This is a genomic window from Dielma fastidiosa, assembly GCF_003475485.1.
GTDB lineage: Bacteria > Bacillota_I > Bacilli_A > Erysipelotrichales > Erysipelotrichaceae > Dielma > Dielma fastidiosa.
Genome location: NZ_QRQL01000009.1, coordinates 91,751 through 115,359, shown reverse-complemented (window position 1 = coordinate 115,359; position 23,609 = coordinate 91,751). Strand labels below are relative to the sequence as shown.

Below are 23,609 nucleotides of genomic sequence, written 5' to 3'. Positions count from 1 at the left end.
TTAGCTGACACTTAGGTCTGTCAAAACTTGGTTTAATAATTCATCAGCAAGCTTTTGGATTTCTGCCAGCTGCTGACTGGTCGCCTGTTCGATATGAATGCCGCAGCTGCAGACACAGCGGCATCCCAATTGTGCGGCTGCCGTACTGGCATAATGCTCAGCAAGCACACCATCCTTATGACCTGTAACATTGAGTATACTGGCAGTAGCGCTTAGCTTGCCGCCCTTTAGGCTCAAGCGGGGAATGGCTAATGCAGTGCTGCCTAAATGAGCTTCACCGCCGGTTAAAATAAGTGAAAGATCTTTTCCCATTTTAACGGCAATACATTCCAGTTTTATACCATTTTTTTCATTGAACCATTTCATATATTCCTCCTGATTCAATCGTATCAAAAAACATGCACGAATCAATTTGATTTTTGGTATAATATATTCCATAAAGGAATAGGTGAGTGTATGACATTGGAACAGCTGCAGTATTTTATTGTAATTGTAGAAACGGGAACTTTTTTAGGCGCGGCTGAAGAGCTGCATCTTTCTCAGTCCTCTCTATCAAAAAGTATTCAGCGCATGGAAAGAGAATTAAATGTTGTTTTATTTGACCGCAGCGGCCGCAGTGCGAGATTAACTGAGGCAGGTCATCAATTTTATAACGATGCCAAAAATGTTCTATCCGCATACACTCAATTGATCAATAATTTGAATCAGATTAAAGACAGCCATGATAATACTTTAAAATTAGGATTGCTGCCCATTCAGGCAAGCTTTCGTATAGCCAGCAGATTAAAGCAATTCCGATCCGCATACCCAAAGCTTGATTTTCAAATTTATGAATTAGAGGATGCTGCCCTGCTTGATAAGCTGCTGGATGGAACCTTGGATTTGGCGATTCTGCGCTCTGATTTTCCCCATCCTAAACTTAGCTACTTCTCCTTTGCATTGGATCATATGGTTTGCCTGCTGCCTAAACAGCATCCGCTTGCCGCTTTCAGCGCCATTTCTTTAACCCAGCTCAAACCGGAAGCCTTTATTTTGATGCCGGCTTATACCGCAGTTACCAAAAGGGCTATGAGCGTATGTCAAAAGGCTGGTTATGTGCCGGAGCGGGTACGGTATTGCCGAACTGAAAGCATCATCAGTTCTGTTGCTGAGGGGGAGGGGATTTCCTTATTGATGGAATCAAACATTGAAGCCTTTTCGTTAAACAATGTGGTCATCATGCCATTACTGGAGGCGGTTAGGGGAAGTGTTGCCTTTGCCTGTCTAAAAGAGAAGCCGCTGTCATTGCCTGCGAAGCGTCTGATTGAATTATTCAAAAAATAAAAAATTCTGCTTAACCAGAATTTTCTTGATTCTTTTATATTGGATTACACCAAGTCCGGTGAAAAAGTAAAGCTGATAAACGGAAAAAATCTTATAGAATTTAAGTATCAGATAAAATAGGTGAGTCTGAAAGATAAAAGAAAAGAGGGAAAAAATGAAAGTAATATTTAGAGCAGATGATGTCGGTTATACGGATGTTCATAATTTAGGAACTTGGCAGGCAATTGAAAAAGGTATTGTTACAGCCTGCGATTTAATGCTTGATACACCAGGCTTTGAATCAGCGTGCAAATATTTGCGTAATTGTCCTTGGATTACGATTGGCTGGCATACGCATTTTTGGGGCAGACCCGTTCTTAAGCCAAGTGAAGTGCCGTCAATGGTTGATGACGAGGGTAAATTCAAATGGCGGAAGGATAAAAAAGCATTGATGGAAGTCGATTATGAAGAAGCATTAAAAGAATGCCGGGCTCAGCTTCAGCGTTGCTATGATTGGCTGGGAAGACTGCCGGATACATGCGGCGGCGCCCGCGGTCCGCTTGGTGATGCAATAAAAAAAGTTTGTGATGAAAATGGTATTGCTTATGATTTCGTGGGCGGCATCGGCTACGATGGCAAAGAAAAACAACCGGCTGAAAAATATCGCTCATTAAATATTAAAGAATGGATTGATTTAAGCGGCAAGCATCATAAATCATTAAAAGTTACAGATTTTCCATATTATGATCCAGCCGGCGCAATCATGGAAATGCCGATTGATGAAGATGTAATATGGATGCGGTCACAGCACCCGGGTTATCTCGATGACTATGTATTAGCTGAATCAAGCTGTACGATTCCGCGGGTTAAAGATGTTGAGGCCTATTGTGATCCAAAAGTTAAGCAGTGGATCATCGAAAATAAAATTGAACTGATTAATACTCATGATGCTCTTTATGGTACTAATCAGTATCAGGAACATTTAAAAGCAATTAATTCACCATTGTGGATTGGTAATATGAAGGCATAAAAATCAGTATAACTATTGAGTTGTTTCTCCCCCATAGGATTTGTTTATTATATAAAGGAGCAGTTATCCTGCTCCTGATTTAGAATGATTTGTGTGAGTGATTTAAAGATCACTCTTTTTATATTAGCAGATCAACGAAATCCTGACAGCAGCGGCAATGTGTTAATTTTCGGATAAAGGCTTTTTCCTGCAGCTTCTCAGAGAGAAAACTGATAATGTCGCCATAAGTGCTGAGGTATTCGTCAGCGGCTGATGCAAAAAGCAATATTACTTTCACGCTGTTGTTCCCCCATGCAATAGGTGCCTGTGATATCAGGATACTCAGCGAGGATGCGGCTGCGTTTGAATTCATTGAATGCGGCACCGCGGCAATTCCGATGACGGTATCTGAAAGCTGCTCACGCTTTAAAACTTGCTGTTTAAAATCATCGCTTACACTGCCGTCTTTAATCAGCGGCTGAATCATTAAATCAAGTGCTGCATCACGATCAGGTATTCCCGCTGGGTCTAAATAAAAATATTCATCTTTCATTAAATGAATGCAGTTATTCTTCAGTTTAGATTTATGCTTCTCCTTGCGTATGTCATCAATTGTGCGGTAAATAATTTTTCGATCCTGATCACTCTTGATTGGACTGATTAATAGAAAAGGAATCTTTAAATCATAATGATTTAATTTAGAAGTAGAAATAATTAAATCATAGGGTTCAAGATCCAATTCAGAATTCAGATGTGAGATACAGTTCGACGTAATGTATTTATCAAACTGATCACTGTAAAATTGATAGAGATCTTGATTAATATTGTAATAATTTGGTAAGACAAACAGCACTTTTAATTTACTGTTGTGACTCTTTTTATTTTCAAAAATACTGCCGATATATAATGCTAAATAAGCGATTTCGTCTTCACTTACAATGATCGGATAATTATATTGAATTGTGTTTGCGATATAAACGGCACAGTCATAAATTGCCGGATGCCGATATTTTATATCTTTCAGATAAGGGTTCTTAATACTGATTGTGGCTGTCAGCCGGTGTATCAGTGAACGGATATGAAGCGCGAAATTCACAAAATTGTCAGCATCATCATAAAGATCAATGTTATAGAAATGCTTCATATTATCGGCTACCTGAATCACGAGATTGTAACAGCCGGCCCATAAATTTTCTTTTAGATTATCGATGGTGATTTCTGAACGGTCATTATTGACGACAATCGCCGCCATAAGCAGTGCAATCTGCATGATTTCAATTTCAGGGAAGCTGATCTGAAAGGCTTTGGATAATTTGGCGCAGATTTCTCTGGCAATCGTAAAATTATGATTTCTGACAAATTTTAAGTATAATTCTCTATCTAAAATATGATTATGTGAAATACGATTCATTGCTATGCCTATATGATAGAGCGTATTAAGAAAAGCATAATCAGACATCGTATAATGATATTTAGCGATGATTTCTGAGAGAATAGTCTGAATTTTATTAAAATCATAACCAGGAAATGCGGCTTGAATGGTTTCCAGATTATAGACATTTTGATCAGCATCATTGAATAAAGTTGAGAATAAGAATTCACGCTTTTTTTGTTCAGGGCCGCTGATCGTTGCCGTATTGTAGTTAAAGCTGATTGTCAGCTCATAGGCTTCAACCATTTCTTTTATCTTATATAAATCAGAACGAATCGTTGTTTCGCTGTAATACAGCTCATAACCGATGTTGGTAATATTGATGCTGTCACGGGTGCCTGTCAGCAGCTGCAGAATAATATAGCTGATTCGCTCTGACGGTTCCGCAGATACGATGGTTGGAAAGTCATCGATGATTTGAGACAGCAGCTCGTTATTAATGTAATATCCCTTATTGCTTGACAGAATCAAGGTTGGATAAGTTTCGTTAATTTTTTTTACATAGCTGATGATCGAACGTTTGGATACTTGAAGACAGTCGGCCAGATAATTAGATGATGAAACTTTTTGATCGTTAAGTAATTCAATTAAATCAACCTGTGTTTTATTTAGCATCCTATCGATCCTCCTAATCAAATTGTAGCAAAGCGCTGATATGATGTCAATGCGGCCAGCTGCCGTGTGTTATTGGCAGAAAGCCTATTAACGATTTAAAATATGCTTTTCAACATAGTCAGCCCAGCCATCCTCATCAGCGGCTTTCTCAGAAATGCAGTCGGCAGCCGCTTTTGCGTCTTCAGAGCCATTCAGCATGCAAACCCCTATACCGGCAGCCTGCAGCATACTGATATCATTGGTCATATCACCAAAACAGCAGACTTGTTGTAAATCAATAGCATGTCTTGAACAGAAGCGCTTCAGCATGCTGCCTTTTGAAGCTTCCGCATTACAGAATTCAAACATTGTATTTTCCGTTTTAAAGCCCTTGAATGCTTGTGACGGAAATTTGGCGGCACGTTTTTCAATTGCGGGCATATCTTCTGCTTTAACTCGAAAACCAACCTTAAAAGCGGGTCCCTGCCAGAATTCAGCGTCATCCTTAACGATATGTACTTGATGGTCATTTTTTATATAAGCAGAGGAGGCGGCAACATTCTTATCATAATTGCGCACATAACTGATGCCGTCTCTGCGCAGGGTAGGATTGCAGTCAAAGGGTGCCATAATTTCAAAGCAGGCTTTTATCCATGCAGGTTCCATAAAATAGAGCTGTTCGCTGAAATCGTCCAAACCATCATATAGTTCAGAACCATTCAAGCCGATTATGACATCACAGCGGATATTCCAAGATGTTTCAAGCCGATGCAGCTGACTGATTGACCTGCCGGAGGCGAGACCAAATAAAATCTCGCTTTTTTTTAATTGGTGAATGGCTTGTACAGCCCGTTCACTTAAATCTTGATGCTTAGGCACCAGTGTGTTGTCAATATCACAGAGTATCAATTTTATTTTTTCCATATCTTTTATCCTTTTTTTGTATTATTTATATTTTAACATCGCTGCCGGGATCAGAATTTATATAATTTCATCAGGAGAAGTGAAGCTTGCTGTATCAGTCATAAATTGAGCGGTTGCACTGCGGCTGGTGAAAAATCAACAATTGAAAGCGCTTTTTTAACCGTTACAATATAGCCAACAAGTTAAGGAGGAATGTGTTGAGAATTAATTAGGGATTTGTTTAAGCCTGAACATTAAAAACAGAGAGGAGTGGATGATAATGTTGCAAGGTGCGCTTATTTGCGTTTTTGTTTTTTGGATATCAAATGTATTGCAGAAAGTATTTTTAATAAATATTTCTTATTCTCCTATTTGCTTGTGTACACTGTTGGGACTCTTAGTCGGCAAGCCAACCGAGGGATTGGTAATGGGCGGCTATCTGCAGGCAATTTTCTTAGGTGTAATGGCGATTGGCGGTGTAGCACCGGCAAATAAACAATTAGGTTCAATTATCCCATGTGCCTTCGTCTTATTGGGCGGTATGGAATTAGAAGCCGGTTTAGCAATCGCTTATACGATTGGTGTTCTCAGTAATAGTATTAATCAATTGGCTAATACAATATTTGCCGCTTCTGAACCATGGTGGAAAAATTTGGCTTTAAAGGCAAATGCAAAAAGCTATTCCATGGCTCACTGGGTATGGTTTTTAGTAATCAGTATGCTTCCGTCAGCGCTTATCATTTTCTTCAGTGTTGCTTTCGGTACTGAAGTGGTAGCTAATTTAGTTAATTTGCTGCCGGCAAAATTCATGACGGGCTTAAGTGTTGCTTCTAACTGTATGACTGCAGTTGGTATTGCTATCGCGTTAAAGATGACATGGCAGACAAAATTTGCCGGTTTCTTCTTCCTTGGCTGGATTTTAGCTTATGTAATTGGTTTAACACAGATCCAATGCGCGATCGTTGCAGTAGCAATTGGTGCGATTTGGTACTTTATCTCAGCTGATCTTGATAAGAAGATTAAATTGAATCAATCGGCAGGCAGTGTGAATCGAGGAGGTGACTTTTTCTAATGGCTAAGAATAATTTAACAAAAGAAGATAAAAAGGTAATGTGGAACCTATTCTGGCGTTCTAATCTGATTATGGGTTCCAACAATCCAGTTGTTATGGGCGGACATGGTGTTTTATTTACTGTTGCGCCATATTTAGAAGAGTTCTACAAAGATGATGAAGCAGAAAAAGTTGCTGCTTTTGATCGTCATAGCGTCTATTACAATACAAATCCATATACTGGTGCGATTGTTTGGGCATTGATTTATATTATGGAGAAAAAACGCAGTCTGAATAAGACAGCGGTAAGCGGTGAATCAATTCAAAATATGAAGATTGCCTTGATGGGGCCTTTAGCCGCAATTGGTGATACGCTTTTCCAGGGTTCTATCGGTATCATTATTGCCGCCATGGTCATGGGTATGGCTCAGGAGGGAAATTTCCTGGCGCCGATTATATATTTAGGCTTATTCTTAATTCTGTTTGCCGGCGGTAAGTGGCTGTTCTTAAGAATCACTTATGTTAAGGGTGAAGAATTTGTTACAGAGTTACTGCAGACGGATATGTTTGACCGCATGGAAGAGGTTATTTCAATTGCCGGTTTGATGATGATGGGCTGTCTGACAGCGACAACAATTAGATTTAATTTTAACTGGGTCATCAATTTTGGCGGTGTTGAAACAGATTTCCAAACTGCTTTCTTAGATGCATTGCTGCCAGGTTTACTTCCATTGGTAATATTGTTTACATGCTTTGGCTTGTTAAATAAGAAGGTCACACCAACTAAATTGATTTATGGCATCATGGTTGTCTGTATCATTTTCGCTTATTTAGGAATTGTTTAATCAGCACATGAGTAAGCCGTGATTCCATGGCTTACTCATTCTGCTCATAGAAAGAAAAGAGGGAAAATATTATGATCGATTTACTTCGTTTAGATGAAAGATTAATACATGGACAAATTGCTGCGGCATGGGTGAAAACGCTGCCGGTAGATACCCTGCTGGTTATTGATGATACGAGTGCTACCGACCCATTTCTGACCAAAACGCTTTATATGGCTTCGCCGGCAAATATTAAGACTTTTGTTATGACTAATGAGGAAGCGTTAAAGGTATTAAATGATCCGCGCTGTGCTGATCGGCATATTTTTGTGGTTGTCAGAACGATTGACACGCTTTTGAATATTGCTGAAAATGCCAAGGATGTCAAAGAAATCAATGTATCAAATTATGGCCGGCTGGTAACGAGCGGTAAGGAGAGAAAAGGGTATACGGATCATTTGTTCCTCGATGATGATGAAGCTGTTAGCTTGAAAAAAGTTCTTGCTTTTGATATCCCTGCTTTCATGCAGATGACGCCTTCACAGCCTAAAACACCGTTGACCAATATATTGAAAAATGTCTGATATTGAGAATCGTTTAGAGGAACAGCTGCTTCAATATACGTATTATTATGGCATCAGAAATTCCAATAAAGATAAGCAAAGATGCTATTCGTATATTGAAAGTAAATTTGCGAAAGAATTCGGTTTAGATGTGAAGTTTGATAAGCTTTCAGTAGGTATCAGCAAGATTGGTTTATGTATTGCCGGCAATTTGGATAAAGCTGATAAAATCTTGATTGCGCCTTTGGATACACCGCGTAAATCTTATTATAAACAGTACAGCTATTATCCTTTTAATGAAAAGAAAAGTGATCGAAATCATATGCTGGCTGCATTGATTAATGGCAGTATCGGCGTTTTGTTGACAGCGGCTGTCTGTTGGCTTGTCTATTTGCTTTTTAAGCAATTTTGGCTTTCCTGTATTTGTGCTTTCGTAAGCTTTTTGCTCTATTTGTATTCGCTGCGCAATATTTTTAATTTCAGCAGCAGTGCGCCGCTCGCGCTTTTCACTTATATTGCGGCACATCGAAGGAAAGATGAACAAATTGCTTATGTGTTTTTAGATCACAGTGCTCAGAATTATCTGAGTTTGAAGCTGTTTCTGGTTAAATATAAAAAGCAGTGCGAACGTGCTGATGCGGTTATTTATTTTAATAATTTAGCACATGGTCAGCATTTGGTTTCAGCCTATAAAGAGCTGGATAAGGATAAAAGCCAATTCATTGAGGCATGTGAGGCAGAGGGCTTAAAGATTGAAGACGAGGGTGTGCTGCATTGTTTTGAGAGCTCTTCAAAGCTGATGATTATGACTGCTGCTGAACGCGATCAAAGCAATGAGTATTATGTAAAGGATATTCGCAGCCGCCGGGATAAAACCGTTGATGTTAAACGGTTAAAGCGTATTGGCGATTTATTGATTAAGACAGCTTAGCTGTAAATTGAAGGAGAATTTATGAAGATAAAAGAAGTAATTGAGCGGCTGTGCGAATGGCATCAGCCCTTTATTGAACATGAAGGCGGCCGGGATAAGATATTATGCGGTGATGCTGATCAGGAATGCAGCGGCATAGCGATAACGGTATGCGCTACCTTTGAGGTATTAAAAAAAGCCAAGGAACAAAATATTAACCTGATCATCACTCATGAATCCATCTTTTTTGGCGGTCGTGTTGATGCTGATGAGCTTGCTGACAATGATGTTTATCAGGCAAAGCTTAATTATATTAAGGAAAATAATTTAGTGATTTGGCGTGATCATGATCATATTCACGGCAATGGCAAGCCTTTCTATCCGGAAAGAAAGAATCCGGATTATATATTCTATGGAATATGTAAGGAACTGGGCTGGGACGATTATGTGGTAGGTGACAAGCTGAAGCCGCTTTGGTATAAGATTCCTAAGATTAAGGCTGCTGATTTAGCTGATTTTATTATGGCTAAATTTAATCTTCAAGGGATGCGGATTGTTGGTAACTTGGATCAGGAGATATCTACGGTATGGTTTGCGGAACATGTCATGGGCAGCAAGAATGACGGTGAGAAAATCAAAAGCGGTTTAAAGGCAGATGTAATCATCCCTTTTGAAATTTGTGATTATACATTAACGCAGTATGTTCATGACGCGGCTTATCTGAATCAGGCAAAGGTTTTGTTTGAAATGGGACATTTTAATTGTGAAGAATTAGGTATGAAATATATGCTTCAATGGCTGCCGGAAGCTTTGCAGGAAGAGATACCAATGGTATTTATTCAATCAGGTGATTATTTTCACTATTTAGAGAGGGTATTATGACAAAAATATTTTTAGCAACACATGGCCGTATGGCCAGCGGTATGAAATCATCGATTGATTTATTAATGGGCAGCAGTGAAGCACTTACTGTTTTTGATGCGTATCTGCCAGGTGTAACAGTTTCAGTCGGCGAACAGGCGGCACAGTTTCTGGCGCAGTGTGAACCCTCAGAGACTAAGCTTTTGGTGTCCGATATGCTGGGCGGCAGTGTAAATCAAGAACTGATGAAATATTCAGATCTGGAGAATGTTTTTGTGATTACGGGGATAACACTTACCTTGCTTTTAGAGTTATTGTGTCAGTGTCATCAAAACTTCACCGCATCCCAGCTGGATGAGCTTATCGAAAACAGCCGATTAATGACGCAGCGAGTTTCTTTAGATGTGAATAGTTCGCAGGATCAGTTTTTCTAACAGCGGTTGATAAACCGGGAGGTAATATGAAATTATTAGTACAAGGTGATGATTTTGGCTTTACGCGGGGTGTGACCTACGGCATTATTGATTCCATTGATCATGGCATCTTAAGAAATACAGGGCTGTTTGCTAATATGCCTTCGGCAGCATTAGCCGTCAGCTTTATGAAGGCGCGTCCCCATGTTTGTTTTGGCATCGATTTTAATATTGTGTCAGGTCCATGCTGCGCCGATCCGTTGCTGATTCCGCATTTAGTAGATCATGACGGTAATTTTATCAGAAGCAGTGTCCGCGTTAAAGATCCGCGTTATAAAAGTGAAGAAGGCCGCCGGGAAATGTTTCCCATTGAAGAATGCTATATTGAGATGAAAGCGCAGTATGAGCGTTTTATCGAAATGAGCGGTCAAAAACCGGGGTATCTTCATTCACATTCCATTGGACCGGAGCCCTATTTAGAAACCATTCAGCGTTTAGAGCAGGAGACGGGTATTTTCTATTCACGTACGATCAGAAAGCAAATGAATGTCGGCAGTATTCCTTATCAGCGCAGCCGTGACGGCGTACCTAAAAAGGAATTTGACGCGGGCGGTCAATTAGCGAAAGATAAAGTACAGAATGTGCTTGATCACAGTGATCTGCTGCTTTCTTATGATATTGCTGCGATTGGCGGTCATCCGGGTTATGTTGATGCCGATTTGCTGAGTTTGACAACCTTATCTTTAGAACGTTTACGGGATGCTGAAATGTGTATGTCACCGATTATTAAGCAATGGATTGATGATCATAATATTGAATTGATAACGTATTATGATTTAAAAAAATAACTATCTGGAGGTGAATGGATGAAATTATTGGTACAGGGTGATGATTTTGGTTTTACGAGGGCTGTTACTTATGGAATTTTGGATGCGATTGAAAATGGTATCTTGAATTGTACCGGATTGTTTGTAAATATGCCAAGCAGTGCTTGGGCGGCAAAACAGATTGCTGCGCATCCGCAAACTTGTTTTGGTCTTGATTTTAATATCACATCCGGAAAATGTGTTGCCGATCCCCAATTAATTCCGCATTTAGTTGATGCTGACGGTGAATTTATCCGTTCAACTGTGAAGTATGCCGATCCGCTCTTCATGGCTGATCAGGGCAGGGATGTTTTATGGCCTTATGATGAAGTGATGATTGAGCTGGAGGCCCAGTTTCAAAAATATGTTGAATTAGCGGGCAGTCAGCCTGAATATGTTCATACACACTCGATTGGCAGAACTGTGCCAAGCTATGCCAAAGCCGTATCAGATATTGGCAAACGGCATGGTGTCTGTATGGCAAAAGAGATGCGGGAGCATTTTGGCTTTGCGGATCTGCATAAAACATGGACGCCGATGGGCAAGCGGCCTAAAAAAGTATTTGATATTGAAAAACAGCTGAATAAAGATACATTAGGGACAGTGATTGCTAATCGTGATGAGCTGCTTCAGTATGAATATGCGGCCTTAGATGGTCATCCTGGTTATGTGGATGCAGAATTGATTGCTAATTCAACGGTTTCAATTGAACGGCTGCGGGATGTTGAGATGATGATGTCACCGGTGATGAAGGATTGGATCAAGGAACATCATGTTGAGATGGTTACCTATCGTGACTTGAAAAAGCGGATGGCAATGAATCAAAGTGAATAAGCATTTGAATAGAGTATCAGCGCACTTTATCGAAAGTGCGTTTTTCTTATGGAAATATATGGAAATCTGTGAGTATCTATTTTTATCAGGCAGGGCTTTAGAAAGCTTGAAATTGGAATGCAGCAGATATGAAGCGAATGCTTTTCAGATTGCTTCATGGCTAAATCTTTTGGTTGTGCTTGTTGAATGCAAACGCTTTCAATGCTATAATTATATATAGAAAAAAACGAGCAGCTTGTTTGCATAAAAGCACTTATCGGTGCTTTTTCGGTTATGGAGGACTTATGGAAGATATTGTCATTATTGGCGGCGGCGTTATCGGAACCCTGATTGCTTATGCCTGTTCGAGATATAATTGTAATGTAACCTTGATTGAGAAGGAAAATGATGTGGCTAACAGTACGAGTATGGCGAACAGCGCCATCATTCATGCCGGCTATGATCCGCGTGATAATACATTAAAAGCGGCGATGAATTTACGTGGCGCACAGCTTTATCCAACTTTATGCAGGGAATTAAAGGTTGACTATAAACAGGTCGGCAGTTTAGTTGTGGCAATGAATGATGAACAATGCGCCGCATTGGCTGAATTAAAGGCACGTGCGGATCAAAGGGGCATCGTTGTTTCATTGATTGATGGGGATGAAGCAAGAGCGTTGGAGAGTCATTTATCAAAGCGGGTCGTTCAGGCCTTATTTTGTGAGTCAACAGCGATTGTCACACCTTGGAAGATTGCTATTGCGGCGATGGAAACAGCGATGGGCAATGGAACGCGGTTATTGCTGAATGAAGAGGTTAAAGCCATCATCAAGCTTGCTGATGGCTATGAGGTAGAGTCAGCAACACAAAAAATTAAAACACGGATGGTAATCAACTGCGCTGGCTTGTATGCGGATCGTATCAGTGCGATGGTGAATGGGCAGGCACACTTTAAAATCAATCCTAAAAAGGGTGAATATTTTGTCTTAAGCAAACGCTGTCATGAGCTGGTAAAGCATGTGCTTTATCCGGTGCCGACGGCCAAAGGCAAGGGTGTGCTGGCGGTGCCGACGGTTCACGGCAATGTCCTGTTAGGTCCTAACGCAGCGGTACATGATGATTGTGATGATGTTGCCACTACCTCGATGGGCTTGGCTGAGGTGCTGGAAAAAATAAGTGAGATGCTGGATGAGGTGCCGGCCTCTGAAATCATTCACAGTTTCAGCGGCAATCGGCCGACAACGGCAGAGGATGATTTTATTATTGAAGAAAGCTGTCCGCATTTTATTGATGTGGCGGGTATTGATTCACCAGGCTTAGCGAGTGCGCCGGCAATCGCAGAAAAGGTGATGAAGGAGTTTGTGCTGCCGGCATTTGATTTACAGCCGCGTTCAATTTTGAAGCATCGTCAGAAAAATGTCGTGCTGTCGGAATGCAGTGAAGAAGAGAAGAAGCAGTACATTGCTCATAATCCGCGTTATGGTGAAATCATATGCCGCTGTGAACAAGTATCCGCTCAGGAAATTATCGATTGTATTAAACGCAGCTGCGGTGCCCGCAGTGTGGTTGGTGTTAAGAAACGGGTTCGTCCGGGCATGGGGGATTGTCAGGGCGGCTTTTGTGAACCATTGGTTGTAAGACTGCTGTCGGAAACATTAAAGATTCCGATGGAGGAGGTTGACTATAATCAAAAGGGTTCACATATCTTATATAAAATGACAAAGGGGGAACGCTGATGAAAACTTGTGATTGTCTGATTGTCGGCGGCGGTTCAGCGGCGCTGGCGTGTGCGTTATCGCTTTATCAGCAGGGGATTCATGATGTTGTAATTGTCGAGCGTGACAATACGCTTGGCGGTGTATTGAATCAGTGCATTCATAACGGTTTTGGACTTCAGGTTTTTAAAGCTGAGCTGACCGGGCCGCAGTATGCCCAGCGATACATTGATCTTTTAAAGCGAATCAGTATTACTGTTTATTCTCAGGCGACGGTTTTATCCTTGGATGAAACAAAAACCGCCATGATTTTAAGTAAAAAAGAAGGGTATATAAAGCTTCAGGCAAAAGCGGTCGTCATGGCTTCGGGCTGCCGAGAACGCTCACGCGGTTCAATCTCTATTCCAGGTGATCGCTGCTGCGGCATCATGAGTGCCGGCACTGCCCAGCATTATTTGAATCTTGACGGCTACCTGCCTGGTAAAGATGTATTTATTTTAGGCAGCGGTGATATCGGTTTGATTATGGCGCGGCGTATGACCTTAGAAGGGGCGGCTGTCCATGGCGTGGCGGAAATAATGCCTTATTCAAATGGTTTAAAAAGAAATATTGTCCAATGTCTTGAGGACTTTAATATTCCATTGTATCTGAGTACGACAGTCATTAAAACGATTGGGCGGAACCGGCTTGAAAAGATTGTGCTGGCAAAGGTTGATGAAAATCTGAAACCGATTGCCGGCAGTGAGTGGGAAGTTGAATGTGACTGTCTGCTGCTGTCAGTCGGGCTTATTCCTGAACTGCGTTTATTCGACGATTTGCCGATCATTCAAGATCCGGCTACAAAGAGCGCACGTGTTAACGAGAGCTATGAAACAAATCTGCCCGGCTTCTTTGTCTGCGGCAACGCTTTGCATGTGCATGATCTGGTAGATTTTGTCAGCCGTGAAGCGGAACAGTGCGGACGTTTTGTGGCTCGTTATCTGAAAAATCAGCTGCATGAGGGAGCGGCGGTGGATTGCATCGCTTTAAATAATATCACTGCGTTAGTTCCGCAATGTCTGCGTGTGGAAAATATTAATCAGGAAGTTGAATTTACTTTCCGGGTACGGCGGCCGATGAAGAATTGTGAATTAGTCATTGTTAAGAATGGCGAGGAATTACGGCGAATCCGCAAGCGAATCGTGCTGCCAGCGGAAATGGAAACCGTCAGACTCAGTGCTAAAGAGCTGAAAGGATTAACCAGTCTGAGCTTTGAAATGAGGGAATGCGAATGAAAAAGGAAATGACTTGTATCGTATGTCCGATGGGCTGTCAGCTGCAGCTGGATATTGATGATGCGACATTAAAGCTGAGTGTCAGCGGCAACAATTGTCCGCGGGGAATTAAATACGCGCATGAGGAGCTGACAAATCCTAAGCGGACACTGACAACGACGGTGCTGCTTGAAAGGGCTGAACTGACAAGGCTGCCGGTAGTTACAGATGGCCCGATTCCCAAAGGCAAACTGATGGAAGCGATGCAGGTGCTGAACCGCCTGCGGGTGAAGGCACCGGTTCATGTCAACGACATCCTCGTTAAAAATATCTGTCAAAGCGGTGTCAATGTGATTGCCTCACGTACCGTCACCCGTATCAGTAATAAATAAACACAAAGCAGCATAGAGTGCTGCTTTAGCTTTACACAAAAGTGTATTAAGGATATAATACACTTAGAGGAGATGATCGCTTGAATCCATTCATTGATATCCGATTGAACCATGATCTGCCGGTTTATCAGCAGCTCTGTCTGCATATAAAACGCAAGATACTGAAGGGGGAATGCACAAATTATCAAGAGCTGCCCAGCCGCCGTGAAGTAGCTGCCCAGCTTTCAATTAACCCCAATACTGTTCAGAAAGCATATCGGACAATGGAAGAGGAGGGCTATCTGAAAACAATTGCCAATGTGAAAAGCGTAATCATCGTTAATGACGCACTGATTGAAAAAATCCGCCGTGAGTTGGTGGATCAGATGCTTCATGATTTTGTGATTCAATGTCTTGAGACAGGCATTGATCGGGAAACACTGATTGCTATGCTGAATGAGCATTGGCACTCATGATTCTTTGATGAGAGGGGGTATAAAATGAAAAATTTTATAAAAACATGGGCTTATCGTTTTGATGCGACACTGGGGCCATGTCTGATTGTTTATGCTGAAATGGCACTTATTAACGCACAATGCATTTTTCAGACAAAATCCAATGAGTTTACCGGTATGGGCGCTTGGTTTACAGCAAAGCATTTAGATTTTGTTTTTCTGGGCGCTTTTATCGCGATTATCCTGATTCATGTAATGTATCTGCAGCGCTATTATTTATATCGACCCTTGCAGCGGCGTTTAATGATTCTGCCGCAGTCAAGAGCCGCACTCTATTTTTCCGAACTATTTACAATATTCTTTACTTTTTTAGCGCTTGCGGTTATTCAGGGAGCTTTCTGGCTGATTGCACTGAAGCATTTCTATGACGCACAAGCCATGAATTTAATGCTTGCGAGTGTTTATGAATCAGCTTTAATGCAGATGCTGTTTGCCAATGGCTTTACAACCTTCTTTGTTTATCTGAGCTTTTTAGAGCTTGCCGGTTTTATTCTGTTAATCCTGTGCGGCCGATCATTTTCGCTGCTGCCGCGCTTAGCTATCGTCTTAATCATTGCTACGGGTTTTATCTATTTAAACTTTATTGATGAGAAGTTTTATATTTTTGTACCGAATCTGGCATTAGCGATCGTTATGCTTCGTTCCTCCTATGATTTATATATGCATAATAAGGCGGGTGTCTGATATGAAAAAACTTATACTATGCCTTTTTAAAAACGGCTGTGTTTATCTATTAAAGAATTGTATTTGAACTTATATATATACCTTTAAAAACCGATATATAAGTTTATTTTTCAATACTAATCATACTAAAAAATACTAAAAAAAGTACGCTTTTAAAAAAATTCGTACTTTTTTCGTGCTTATAATGCTTCGTTTAATTTATCAACCATTTTGATTTGTGCGTCTTTAAACCAATGTCCATACTTATTGTTTACCATATCTACACTATGCCCTAATCGTTTTGCAATATCAAAAGGGTGGCCGCTGAGTATACGATTAATGACAATACAAAAATAACCCTTACTAAACCAGTAAGAGCAGAGCAAGAGGTATCATTCTAGGTGTTTAAATCAATAGAAAAATAAGAAAGCTCACACTCTATTTTAGTGTGAGCCTTGAATTAGTATGATTTTTACCTTTTTTATATCCTTCTTTGAATATACAAAGTAGGATGAAGATACCAAAAGGTGCAAGTAAAATATTACCGAGTTCATTGACAATCATAAACTGGCTAAACATCACTTTTAATAAATAATACGGAGCATACAATAATAATGTAAGATACTTAAAATCATTGCTTGTGAAAAATAATATCAAATATAAAATATAGAATAAACATAATAAGAAATGAGAGTATACTAATGCTTTTTCAAATTCGTATGAATGTGTACCACAATATTCACCAATTTTCAACCATAAGGTATAAAAAATCATGCAAATAATTATAGAAAGTAAGCTGTTAAACAGATTAACATTATTCACATCACCTAAAATAGTTAATAATGAGCCAAAGACCACAAGTGCTATTGTACTAAATGAAAATAGTTTTAATGATGCTTTTGTATCCATAAATTAAAACACTGGATCATAGTACGTTGTTTCTTTAGACCAAAATTTCACTAAATTCTCATATGCTGAATCTGAATATGCATAATAATTATATTTGTAATGTTGATTATCGTCTAAGTCATAAAGTATAGACTCTGTAATCCATGATTGAAAATCATATTCAATAACTTTTTCACCAATAAATGTTACTGCTGTCGAACAAGCATCCCATAAAACAGTAGCATAAGCTGCACTAAAAGCAAATAAACCTATTAGGTAAGCAATTCCAGCAGCAGAACTAGCAAATCTTTCTGACAATGTAGTATCAACTTCCCTTAATTTTTTCCAATTTTCATATAATTCAATTTCATAAGGATCATAGGGTGCCTCATTGATAACTGCATCTACCCTTAAGAATTCATTTAAATTAAGATTGATGCCATTTTCTGTAATTCTTGTTGTAACATCGTTGATAATATAAATTTCGTAAACTGTATTGCCGTCATCAATTTTAACATGCCTTTCATTACCTATGACTGTTTCTTGTATTGTTGTATCTTCATAATTAATTGTAACTTTTTCTTCTAAAGCGTCTGAAGCATTTATTTGTACTGGAGTTATAGCAAATATCATACAACTTGCTAGTAGAGTGACTATGATATTTTTAATTTTTTTCATATAGATCTCCTTTCGATTTATATATCATAATTTATTCATGACTCATAAAATAGTCCATTGGATACCACCAACCCTTTCAAGATGTTGCAGTCAGTTAACTAATTAGGGGTTATCTGAAATACATCTCTTCCTATTTAAACATTACCATTTTTTGGAAATTAATATCAGTCTATAATTTTTGTGAATTTCATGTTATTATTAATTTGTTAGGGTATAAAAACACTCACTCTCTTAATTGAGGGTGGATTTTTCTTTATAGATCATATTTTATGCTAATCATTCAAGTTAAAATCCACTTGAAAATTCAGCAATATATGTGTTAATTAAAATAACGATGCAGGAGGGAAATAATATGGGGTTATTTAGTAATGATGAGTTATGTGTACTGTGTGGTGGTAAATTAGGAATAAGATCTTTCGTTGGGAGATACGATATCAAAGCTGGACAGATTTGTATGAGTTGTGGTAATAAGGCTGGGTATATATATGGTCAAACAAATACAAAGTCTAAGACTTTAGAAGATGTCAAGAAAGAAATTGAAGAACATGAAAAAATCATGGAACGTGAATGGGAAATAAAAGAGAGATTCGATCCTGATATATCTGTGCCTGGAGGTTTATGGATTGATGAAACAAATAAAATGTTTGGAATAGAAATGAATTGTGGAATAGGATTAAAAAAGATTGAAATATATAAATATGAAGATTTATTGAATTATGAATATCTTGAAGATGGAATATGTATTACACGAGGTGGTATGGGAGCATCTTTAGCTGGTGGATTATTATTTGGAGGTACAGGTGCTATTGTTGGAAGTATTACAGGTAAGAAAAAAATAATATTAATATTAAAAAAATGCAGATTGTCTTAACTATGAATTCTATGGAAGAACCATCAGTTGTAGTAGATTTACTAACAAGCCCTACTAATAAAGGTTCTTTTGCTTATGAATCAAATTTAAACATTGTGCATCAATGGCTTGCTACATTATATATTATATTAAAAGAAAATAATGATTTAAGCCTTCAAAAACAGACAAATATAATCGATCCTGTTGATCAGATAAGAAAATACAAAAGTCTGCTTGATGAAGGAATCATAACTCAAGAAGAATTCGATTGTAAGAAGAAACAGATCCTCGGATTATAATTGTAAATGGCTCACTCTCTTAATTGAGGGCGAGCCGCTTTTATTTGTCTTTAGTTGATGGTATAAATTCAAGTAGATCAGAAATATCACAATCTAATGCTGTACATAACCTACCTAATATATCAAAATCTATTCTAACAATTTTGCCATCATAATAATTGTTAAGTTGAGTTCTTTGCAATTCAGCTTTGTAAGATAATTTAGTTTTGCTTATACCTTTTTCGGCCATTACTTCTTTTAAACGCATCCTTACCGTACCAAATTCGTCAGCCATCAGATACCTCCTATACAATATATGTGCAAATTTATATTGTATATTCATTTTAGTGTTGTTATTATAATAATATAACGTGTAAATTGGTACAGTAAAATTGTATCTGTTTATATACATGAGGTGTAGTAATGCGTAAAATAAAAGATTTGCAGATGTGAATCAAGCAACAAAAGTTAGAAGGCTAAATAAAATCATGCAATTAGAGACAGTTTCTGATAAGGTCAACATGATTTATAATTATTAATATAAAATAAATAATGATAGACAACACACATGAATCATCATAAAATTAAGCGTGAAGGTATGATTGAAACTTATTTTTGGGAAAATAAATTAATTTTCGTGCTTTATTCGTGCCTATGATGATTTAAACTCCTAATTATCATGTTATTATAAGATTGTGCATAAAATAAAGAATAATGTGGATTCAATTCAAATTGAAGTATATGATGGTTATGAAAAGATTTATGAAGGTGTGATTGAAGGCCAGACCTTTAATAATAAAGGTATGACTTTTGCGCATTGTGAATGGAGGTGACGGGATGCTGAAATTAAATGAATTGAAGGTGAAACGGCGCTCGGCAGTGCTTTTATCCTGTGATCAAATCACCATGAAAGCCGGGGAAATCGTCGGTATCCTTGGCTTAAACGGGGCTGGCAAAACAACGCTGATAAAGGCTATTCTTAATCTGATTCAGCATGAGGGTTCGGCGGATCTTGACGAATGGGAAGTCGCTAAGCATTATGACAAGGTAGCCTATATCAGTGAGGAATATTCCTTTATCCCTTATTTTACACCGTATCAATATGGCTGCTATCTGCTTGATTATTACCCGCGGTTTGATTTTGACACTTATCAGCAGCGGTGCAGCTTATTTGATCTTGAAATGGATAAAAAGATTGAACGGATGAGCCGCGGTCAGCAGCTGAAGGTTGAAATAGCCGCTGGTCTTTCTCAGCGGGCACAGCTGATCATAATGGATGAACCTTTTACGAATCTTGATGTAGTATCTAAGGGAATTGCCGTTCAAATGTTAATTAACAGTTTACAGGGAAATGAGATCGTTTTGGTTGCAACTCATGATCTGGATGAAATTGAAAATGTATTGGATCGCTGTTTGATTTTAGATAAGGGTGTCATTAAAGATGATTTCTACGTGGAGGAACTGCATGCCAAGAGTGCGTCATTAAGAGATTATTTCTATGATTTTACGAAGCAAAAATCAAATCTATGAATCAAGGGTGTTTCTATGATACAATAATTAAATGAATTAAGGAGAAGTGAAATTATGACTTTTTTGCCGACGAATCGTGAAGAAATGCTGGAACAGGGTTTTGAACAAGTAGATTTTGTTTATGTCTGCGGTGATGCTTATGTAGATCATCCTTCATTTGGCTGCGCGATCATTACCCGGACTTTGCAGGCCTATGGTTACAGCTGTGCTATTTTAGCTCAGCCTGACTGGCATCATGATGAAGAATTTTTACAGTTTGGTACGCCGCGTTTGGGTTTTCTTGTCTCAGCGGGCAACATTGATTCGATGGTGAATCATTATTCGGTCAATAAGCGCCGGCGCGATAAGGACAGCTACAGTGATGATGGTGTTATGGGACGGCGACCAGATCGGCCGACGATTGTTTATACGCAGATTTTGAAACGGCTGTTTCCCCAGAGCCCAGTTTTAGTAGGCGGCATTGAAGCTTCGCTGCGCCGGCTGGCACATTATGATTATTGGGATGACAAGGTGCGCCGTTCAATTTTAATTGATTCCCAAGCTGATCTTTTGATGTATGGCATGGGAGAAAATACGATCATTGAGGTTGCGGAAGCATTAAACAGCGGCTTAAGAGCCGACGATTGCTGTTTTATACGCGGCTGTGTCTATAAAACAAAGGATATTTCTCTGATTCCGGATGCCATTGTGCTGCCATCCTTTGAGGAAGTTAAAAATGATAAGGTCATGTATGCGAAAAGCTTCCAGATTCAGCATGAGAACATTGATGCGATTGCCGCTCATGTATTGATTGAGCCGTATGACGGCTGGTATGTAGTACAGAATAAACCGCCGCTGCCATTAACCCAGCAGGAAATGGATTTTACCTATTCACTGCCTTATGAGCGGACGTTTCATCCTAAATATCACTATATCCCTGCTATTGAAGAGGTGCAGTTTTCACTTGTCAGCAACCGCGGCTGTTTTGGATCATGTGCCTTCTGCGCGATTACCCATCATCAAGGCCGGGTAATTTCAACACGCAGTAAGGAGAGCTTGCTTGCGGAGGCGAAAAGTATCACTGAAATGCCGAATTTTAAGGGGTATATCCATGATGTCGGCGGCCCTACCGCGAACTTCTCAAGAACCGCCTGTGACAAACAGCTAAAATATGGTGCCTGTGTGCATCGTGAATGTCTGAGTCCAAAGTGTCCGAATCTAGTGGTTGATCATAGTGATTATGTTGATATTCTGCGCAGCTTAAGAGCCTTGCCGAAGGTTAAAAAGGTTTTTATCCGCTCCGGTATCCGTTATGATTATCTGATGTATGACAAGGATGACACATTCTTTGAAGAATTGGTGCAATATCATATTTCTGGTCAGCTTAAGGTTGCGCCGGAGCATATTTCACCGAAGGTACTCGATAAGATGGGGAAGCCGCATAAGGAGCTCTATCTTAAATTTGTCGATAAATATCATGAAATTAATAAGAAATACAATAAGCGTCAATTTTTGGTTCCTTATCTGATGAGCTCGCATCCGGGCAGTGATCTTAATGCCGCCATTGAACTGGCGCAATATTTAAAAAAGATTCATTATACCCCTCAGCAGGTGCAGGATTTTTATCCGACACCGGGAACCCGGGCAACATGTATGTATTATACCGGCCTTGATCCACAGACTATGCAGCCGGTTTATGTGGCCAGAACCTATGAAGAAAAGGCAATGCAGCGGGCATTGATGCAGTTTACCTATCCGCAGAATTATCAGCTTGTCTACAAGGCACTGAAAACAGCGGGGCGGCTTGATCTGGTCGGCAATACGCCTAAATGCTTGATTCCATACCGCAGTGATTTGATTCATGGCGGCAAGCGTCATGTCAAACCTCAAGACCGCAAGACGAAGAAGCATCTGAAGCAGGGAATGTAATACGCGTTTCATCTGAATTCTTTAAGTGCGGCATATGTCAGCGTTGCAATTTATTTAATGTTTACTTATAAACGGCTTATGCCGTTTTTCTTTTGCGAATGGTTTTCTCTTTTTCATAAATTTATCCAGTGATTTTAGGATTCTTGCGTAAACCTATCAGTTACTTGCTTTTTTCTAAAAAAAACAGTCGTTAGAGTTTAAAAAAGCAGGGGGGTGGAGTATAATAAAACCATCAATACAAGGAGGTTACTTATGATACTACAAAGTAAGCGAGTTTGGATCAGCGGCCAGTTTATCCCAGCTCAGATTGAAATTGAAGAAGGTAAAATTAAGGCAATTCATAATTATGGAGCTAAAGCAGAGTGCGAGGATTATGGCAATGAACGCATTGTGCCAGGTTTCATTGATATTCATACACATGGTGCTTATAAATTTGATACCAATGATGCGAACCCAGAGGGTCTGCGCAATTGGATGAAGAATATTACCCATGAGGGTGTTACCGGTATTTGTCCAACTACGATTACCCAAAGCAAGGAGGTTTTAACTAAAGCGGTTGAAAATGTTGCGAAGGTTGTCGAAGAAGGCTATGAAGGCGCGGAAATCTTAGGTATTCATTTTGAGGGCCCTTATCTGGATATGGTTTATAAAGGCGCTCAGCCGGAGCAGTACATACTGGCACCGACTGTAGAAGAATTTAAGCATTATCAGGAACATGCCAAGGGCTTGATCAAGGTCATTACTATGGCTTGTGAAAAGGATGAGGATTTTGCTTTAACTCGTTATGCATCTGAAAATGGCGTATTAGTAAGCATCGGTCATTCAGCGGCTACTTATGAAGAGGCATTGATGGCAGTGGCTAACGGTGCTAACAGCATGACTCATATCTTTAACGGCATGACACCGTTCCATCACCGCAATCCGGGCTTAGTAGGCGCGGCAATGCGTTTCCGTGATGTGTTTGGTGAAGTGATCTGTGATGGCTGTCATTCAAATGTAAATTCATTAAATAACTTATATGCTGCTAAGGGCCGTGATTATACAATCATGATCACTGACTCATTGATGGCAAAAGGCTGTCCGATCGGTTCTAAGTTCTTATTCGGCGGCAATGAAATTGAAATTTATCCTGACGGCAGCGCGCATTTAACTTCAACAAAAGGTCTTGCCGGTTCAACCTTACGGGTTAATGAAGGTCTGCGTATCCTTGTGGAAGAAGCGATGGTTCCGTTTGATGCAGCTTTAAATTCTTGTACGATCAATCCGGCGCGCGCTTTGAAGCTGGATAACCGCAAGGGTAAGCTTTGCAGTGGTTATGATGCTGATATCGTGGTTCTGGATGACGCTTATCAGGTTGTTCAAACTTACGCAAGAGGGCTTAAACAGAAATAAGACAGCCGACGCTGTCTTTTTTTGGTA

General features: G+C 39.6%; 26 protein-coding genes. 20 read left to right on the top strand and 6 right to left on the bottom strand.

The window, feature by feature from the left end; all coding sequences use genetic code 11:
• Complete coding sequence (lpdD, locus tag DWZ33_RS15105) at positions 1-366, bottom strand: prenylated flavin chaperone LpdD (RefSeq protein ID WP_118455672.1); 366 nt, start codon at positions 364-366, stop codon at positions 1-3.
• A gap of 90 nt (positions 367-456) precedes the next feature.
• Here lpdD and DWZ33_RS15100 point away from each other — a divergent pair, with 90 nt between their 5' ends.
• Both DWZ33_RS15100 and DWZ33_RS15095 read left to right on the top strand, forming a co-directional pair.
• Positions 457-1,323 (top strand): LysR family transcriptional regulator, encoded by an 867-nt coding sequence (locus DWZ33_RS15100; RefSeq protein WP_118455670.1) that lies wholly within the window; start codon positions 457-459, stop codon positions 1,321-1,323.
• A 154-nt stretch (positions 1,324-1,477) separates the two neighbouring features.
• Complete coding sequence (locus tag DWZ33_RS15095; RefSeq protein ID WP_118455668.1) at positions 1,478-2,332, top strand: ChbG/HpnK family deacetylase; 855 nt, start codon at positions 1,478-1,480, stop codon at positions 2,330-2,332.
• A gap of 118 nt (positions 2,333-2,450) precedes the next feature.
• On the opposite strand, the gene DWZ33_RS15090 is transcribed toward DWZ33_RS15095, so the two are convergent.
• A complete protein-coding gene (locus tag DWZ33_RS15090) occupies positions 2,451-4,358 on the bottom strand; it encodes a BglG family transcription antiterminator (protein ID WP_118455666.1) in 1,908 nt (635 codons plus the stop codon).
• Positions 4,359-4,445: 87 nt separating this feature from the next.
• The gene (locus DWZ33_RS15085; protein ID WP_118455665.1) at positions 4,446-5,261 is read right to left on the bottom strand and encodes an HAD-IIB family hydrolase; all 816 of its coding nucleotides are present in this window, start codon (positions 5,259-5,261) and stop codon (positions 4,446-4,448) included.
• Positions 5,262-5,514: 253 nt separating this feature from the next.
• On the opposite strand from DWZ33_RS15085, the gene DWZ33_RS15080 reads away from it, so the two are divergent.
• The 13 genes from DWZ33_RS15080 (at position 5,515) to DWZ33_RS15020 (ending at position 16,079) form a co-directional block, all read left to right on the top strand.
• A complete protein-coding gene (locus DWZ33_RS15080; protein WP_084744593.1) occupies positions 5,515-6,312 on the top strand; it encodes a PTS sugar transporter subunit IIC in 798 nt (265 codons plus the stop codon).
• Positions 6,312-7,136: a PTS system mannose/fructose/sorbose family transporter subunit IID gene (locus tag DWZ33_RS15075; RefSeq protein WP_022938963.1), complete on the top strand. Its 825-nt coding sequence runs from the start codon at positions 6,312-6,314 to the stop codon at positions 7,134-7,136. The genes DWZ33_RS15080 and DWZ33_RS15075 overlap by 1 nt, the downstream gene beginning before the upstream one ends.
• 71 nt (positions 7,137-7,207) lie before the next feature.
• A complete protein-coding gene (locus tag DWZ33_RS15070) occupies positions 7,208-7,699 on the top strand; it encodes a PTS sugar transporter subunit IIB (protein WP_118455663.1) in 492 nt (163 codons plus the stop codon).
• A complete protein-coding gene (locus tag DWZ33_RS15065; protein ID WP_118455661.1) occupies positions 7,692-8,609 on the top strand; it encodes a hypothetical protein in 918 nt (305 codons plus the stop codon). The genes DWZ33_RS15070 and DWZ33_RS15065 overlap by 8 nt, the downstream gene beginning before the upstream one ends.
• A gap of 21 nt (positions 8,610-8,630) precedes the next feature.
• Positions 8,631-9,470, top strand: a complete 840-nt coding sequence (locus DWZ33_RS15060) for a Nif3-like dinuclear metal center hexameric protein (protein WP_118455659.1) — start codon at positions 8,631-8,633, stop codon at positions 9,468-9,470.
• Positions 9,467-9,883: a PTS sugar transporter subunit IIA gene (locus DWZ33_RS15055; protein ID WP_022938967.1), complete on the top strand. Its 417-nt coding sequence runs from the start codon at positions 9,467-9,469 to the stop codon at positions 9,881-9,883. Before DWZ33_RS15060 ends, DWZ33_RS15055 begins: the two co-directional genes overlap by 4 nt.
• Before the next feature lie 26 nt (positions 9,884-9,909).
• Positions 9,910-10,710 (top strand): ChbG/HpnK family deacetylase, encoded by an 801-nt coding sequence (locus DWZ33_RS15050; protein ID WP_118455657.1) that lies wholly within the window; start codon positions 9,910-9,912, stop codon positions 10,708-10,710.
• A gap of 18 nt (positions 10,711-10,728) precedes the next feature.
• Entirely contained in the window at positions 10,729-11,562 is an 834-nt protein-coding gene (locus tag DWZ33_RS15045; protein WP_118455655.1) for a ChbG/HpnK family deacetylase, read from the top strand.
• 284 nt (positions 11,563-11,846) lie between these two features.
• Positions 11,847-13,277, top strand: coding sequence for an NAD(P)/FAD-dependent oxidoreductase (locus DWZ33_RS15040; RefSeq protein ID WP_118455653.1), 1,431 nt, complete (start codon positions 11,847-11,849; stop codon positions 13,275-13,277).
• Positions 13,277-14,530 (top strand): NAD(P)/FAD-dependent oxidoreductase, encoded by a 1,254-nt coding sequence (locus DWZ33_RS15035; RefSeq protein ID WP_022938972.1) that lies wholly within the window; start codon positions 13,277-13,279, stop codon positions 14,528-14,530. Before DWZ33_RS15040 ends, DWZ33_RS15035 begins: the two co-directional genes overlap by 1 nt.
• Complete coding sequence (locus DWZ33_RS15030; protein WP_022938973.1) at positions 14,527-14,901, top strand: DUF1667 domain-containing protein; 375 nt, start codon at positions 14,527-14,529, stop codon at positions 14,899-14,901. The genes DWZ33_RS15035 and DWZ33_RS15030 overlap by 4 nt, the downstream gene beginning before the upstream one ends.
• 80 nt (positions 14,902-14,981) lie before the next feature.
• Positions 14,982-15,356: a GntR family transcriptional regulator gene (locus DWZ33_RS15025; protein WP_118455651.1), complete on the top strand. Its 375-nt coding sequence runs from the start codon at positions 14,982-14,984 to the stop codon at positions 15,354-15,356.
• A gap of 24 nt (positions 15,357-15,380) precedes the next feature.
• Positions 15,381-16,079 carry a hypothetical protein gene (locus DWZ33_RS15020; protein ID WP_118455649.1) on the top strand — a complete coding sequence of 233 codons (699 nt, stop codon included), beginning with the start codon at positions 15,381-15,383 and terminating at the stop codon, positions 16,077-16,079.
• A 417-nt stretch (positions 16,080-16,496) separates the two neighbouring features.
• Here DWZ33_RS15020 and DWZ33_RS15010 read toward each other — a convergent pair whose 3' ends face one another.
• The gene (locus tag DWZ33_RS15010; RefSeq protein ID WP_118455647.1) at positions 16,497-16,967 is read right to left on the bottom strand and encodes a hypothetical protein; all 471 of its coding nucleotides are present in this window, start codon (positions 16,965-16,967) and stop codon (positions 16,497-16,499) included.
• A 3-nt stretch (positions 16,968-16,970) separates the two neighbouring features.
• Positions 16,971-17,624 (bottom strand): hypothetical protein, encoded by a 654-nt coding sequence (locus DWZ33_RS15005; protein WP_118455645.1) that lies wholly within the window; start codon positions 17,622-17,624, stop codon positions 16,971-16,973.
• A 352-nt stretch (positions 17,625-17,976) separates the two neighbouring features.
• Here DWZ33_RS15005 and DWZ33_RS15000 point away from each other — a divergent pair, with 352 nt between their 5' ends.
• Both DWZ33_RS15000 and DWZ33_RS18160 read left to right on the top strand, forming a co-directional pair.
• Positions 17,977-18,495, top strand: a complete 519-nt coding sequence (locus DWZ33_RS15000) for a hypothetical protein (protein ID WP_118455643.1) — start codon at positions 17,977-17,979, stop codon at positions 18,493-18,495.
• Positions 18,496-18,497: 2 nt separating this feature from the next.
• A complete protein-coding gene (locus tag DWZ33_RS18160; protein WP_244925885.1) occupies positions 18,498-18,773 on the top strand; it encodes an SHOCT domain-containing protein in 276 nt (91 codons plus the stop codon).
• 40 nt (positions 18,774-18,813) lie between these two features.
• Here the strand turns inward: DWZ33_RS18160 and DWZ33_RS14990 are convergent, their stop codons facing one another.
• Positions 18,814-19,047: a helix-turn-helix domain-containing protein gene (locus tag DWZ33_RS14990; RefSeq protein ID WP_118455641.1), complete on the bottom strand. Its 234-nt coding sequence runs from the start codon at positions 19,045-19,047 to the stop codon at positions 18,814-18,816.
• A 542-nt stretch (positions 19,048-19,589) separates the two neighbouring features.
• Here DWZ33_RS14990 and DWZ33_RS14985 point away from each other — a divergent pair.
• The 3 genes from DWZ33_RS14985 to nagA all read left to right on the top strand — a co-directional run bounded on the left by DWZ33_RS14985 (position 19,590) and on the right by nagA (position 23,582).
• Complete coding sequence (locus tag DWZ33_RS14985; protein WP_118455639.1) at positions 19,590-20,282, top strand: ATP-binding cassette domain-containing protein; 693 nt, start codon at positions 19,590-19,592, stop codon at positions 20,280-20,282.
• Positions 20,283-20,336: 54 nt separating this feature from the next.
• Complete coding sequence (locus tag DWZ33_RS14980; RefSeq protein WP_118455637.1) at positions 20,337-22,190, top strand: YgiQ family radical SAM protein; 1,854 nt, start codon at positions 20,337-20,339, stop codon at positions 22,188-22,190.
• Between the two features lie 252 nt (positions 22,191-22,442).
• Positions 22,443-23,582 (top strand): N-acetylglucosamine-6-phosphate deacetylase, encoded by a 1,140-nt coding sequence (nagA, locus tag DWZ33_RS14975; protein WP_022938979.1) that lies wholly within the window; start codon positions 22,443-22,445, stop codon positions 23,580-23,582.
• Positions 23,583-23,609: the final 27 nt, after the last annotated feature.

Bases quoted from the DNA above. Each gene is read 5' to 3' on its own strand.
- DWZ33_RS15080 (WP_084744593.1), top strand. From the start codon at position 5,515: ATGATAATGTTGCAAGGTGCGCTTATTTGCGTTTTTGTTTTTTGGATA.
- DWZ33_RS14990 (WP_118455641.1), bottom strand. From the start codon at position 19,047: ATGGCTGACGAATTTGGTACGGTAAGGATGCGTTTAAAAGAAGTAATG.
- lpdD (WP_118455672.1), bottom strand. From the start codon at position 366: ATGAAATGGTTCAATGAAAAAAATGGTATAAAACTGGAATGTATTGCC.
- DWZ33_RS15075 (WP_022938963.1), top strand. From the start codon at position 6,312: ATGGCTAAGAATAATTTAACAAAAGAAGATAAAAAGGTAATGTGGAAC.
- DWZ33_RS15070 (WP_118455663.1), top strand. From the start codon at position 7,208: ATGATCGATTTACTTCGTTTAGATGAAAGATTAATACATGGACAAATT.
- DWZ33_RS15100 (WP_118455670.1), top strand. From the start codon at position 457: ATGACATTGGAACAGCTGCAGTATTTTATTGTAATTGTAGAAACGGGA.
- DWZ33_RS15045 (WP_118455655.1), top strand. From the start codon at position 10,729: ATGAAATTATTGGTACAGGGTGATGATTTTGGTTTTACGAGGGCTGTT.
- DWZ33_RS15010 (WP_118455647.1), bottom strand. From the start codon at position 16,967: ATGGATACAAAAGCATCATTAAAACTATTTTCATTTAGTACAATAGCA.
- nagA (WP_022938979.1), top strand. From the start codon at position 22,443: ATGATACTACAAAGTAAGCGAGTTTGGATCAGCGGCCAGTTTATCCCA.
- DWZ33_RS15090 (WP_118455666.1), bottom strand. From the start codon at position 4,358: ATGCTAAATAAAACACAGGTTGATTTAATTGAATTACTTAACGATCAA.
- DWZ33_RS14985 (WP_118455639.1), top strand. From the start codon at position 19,590: ATGCTGAAATTAAATGAATTGAAGGTGAAACGGCGCTCGGCAGTGCTT.
- DWZ33_RS14980 (WP_118455637.1), top strand. From the start codon at position 20,337: ATGACTTTTTTGCCGACGAATCGTGAAGAAATGCTGGAACAGGGTTTT.
- DWZ33_RS15000 (WP_118455643.1), top strand. From the start codon at position 17,977: ATGGGGTTATTTAGTAATGATGAGTTATGTGTACTGTGTGGTGGTAAA.
- DWZ33_RS15030 (WP_022938973.1), top strand. From the start codon at position 14,527: ATGAAAAAGGAAATGACTTGTATCGTATGTCCGATGGGCTGTCAGCTG.
- DWZ33_RS15055 (WP_022938967.1), top strand. From the start codon at position 9,467: ATGACAAAAATATTTTTAGCAACACATGGCCGTATGGCCAGCGGTATG.
- DWZ33_RS15020 (WP_118455649.1), top strand. From the start codon at position 15,381: ATGAAAAATTTTATAAAAACATGGGCTTATCGTTTTGATGCGACACTG.
- DWZ33_RS15005 (WP_118455645.1), bottom strand. From the start codon at position 17,624: ATGAAAAAAATTAAAAATATCATAGTCACTCTACTAGCAAGTTGTATG.
- DWZ33_RS18160 (WP_244925885.1), top strand. From the start codon at position 18,498: ATGAATTCTATGGAAGAACCATCAGTTGTAGTAGATTTACTAACAAGC.
- DWZ33_RS15040 (WP_118455653.1), top strand. From the start codon at position 11,847: ATGGAAGATATTGTCATTATTGGCGGCGGCGTTATCGGAACCCTGATT.
- DWZ33_RS15065 (WP_118455661.1), top strand. From the start codon at position 7,692: ATGTCTGATATTGAGAATCGTTTAGAGGAACAGCTGCTTCAATATACG.
- DWZ33_RS15050 (WP_118455657.1), top strand. From the start codon at position 9,910: ATGAAATTATTAGTACAAGGTGATGATTTTGGCTTTACGCGGGGTGTG.
- DWZ33_RS15060 (WP_118455659.1), top strand. From the start codon at position 8,631: ATGAAGATAAAAGAAGTAATTGAGCGGCTGTGCGAATGGCATCAGCCC.
- DWZ33_RS15035 (WP_022938972.1), top strand. From the start codon at position 13,277: ATGAAAACTTGTGATTGTCTGATTGTCGGCGGCGGTTCAGCGGCGCTG.
- DWZ33_RS15095 (WP_118455668.1), top strand. From the start codon at position 1,478: ATGAAAGTAATATTTAGAGCAGATGATGTCGGTTATACGGATGTTCAT.
- DWZ33_RS15085 (WP_118455665.1), bottom strand. From the start codon at position 5,261: ATGGAAAAAATAAAATTGATACTCTGTGATATTGACAACACACTGGTG.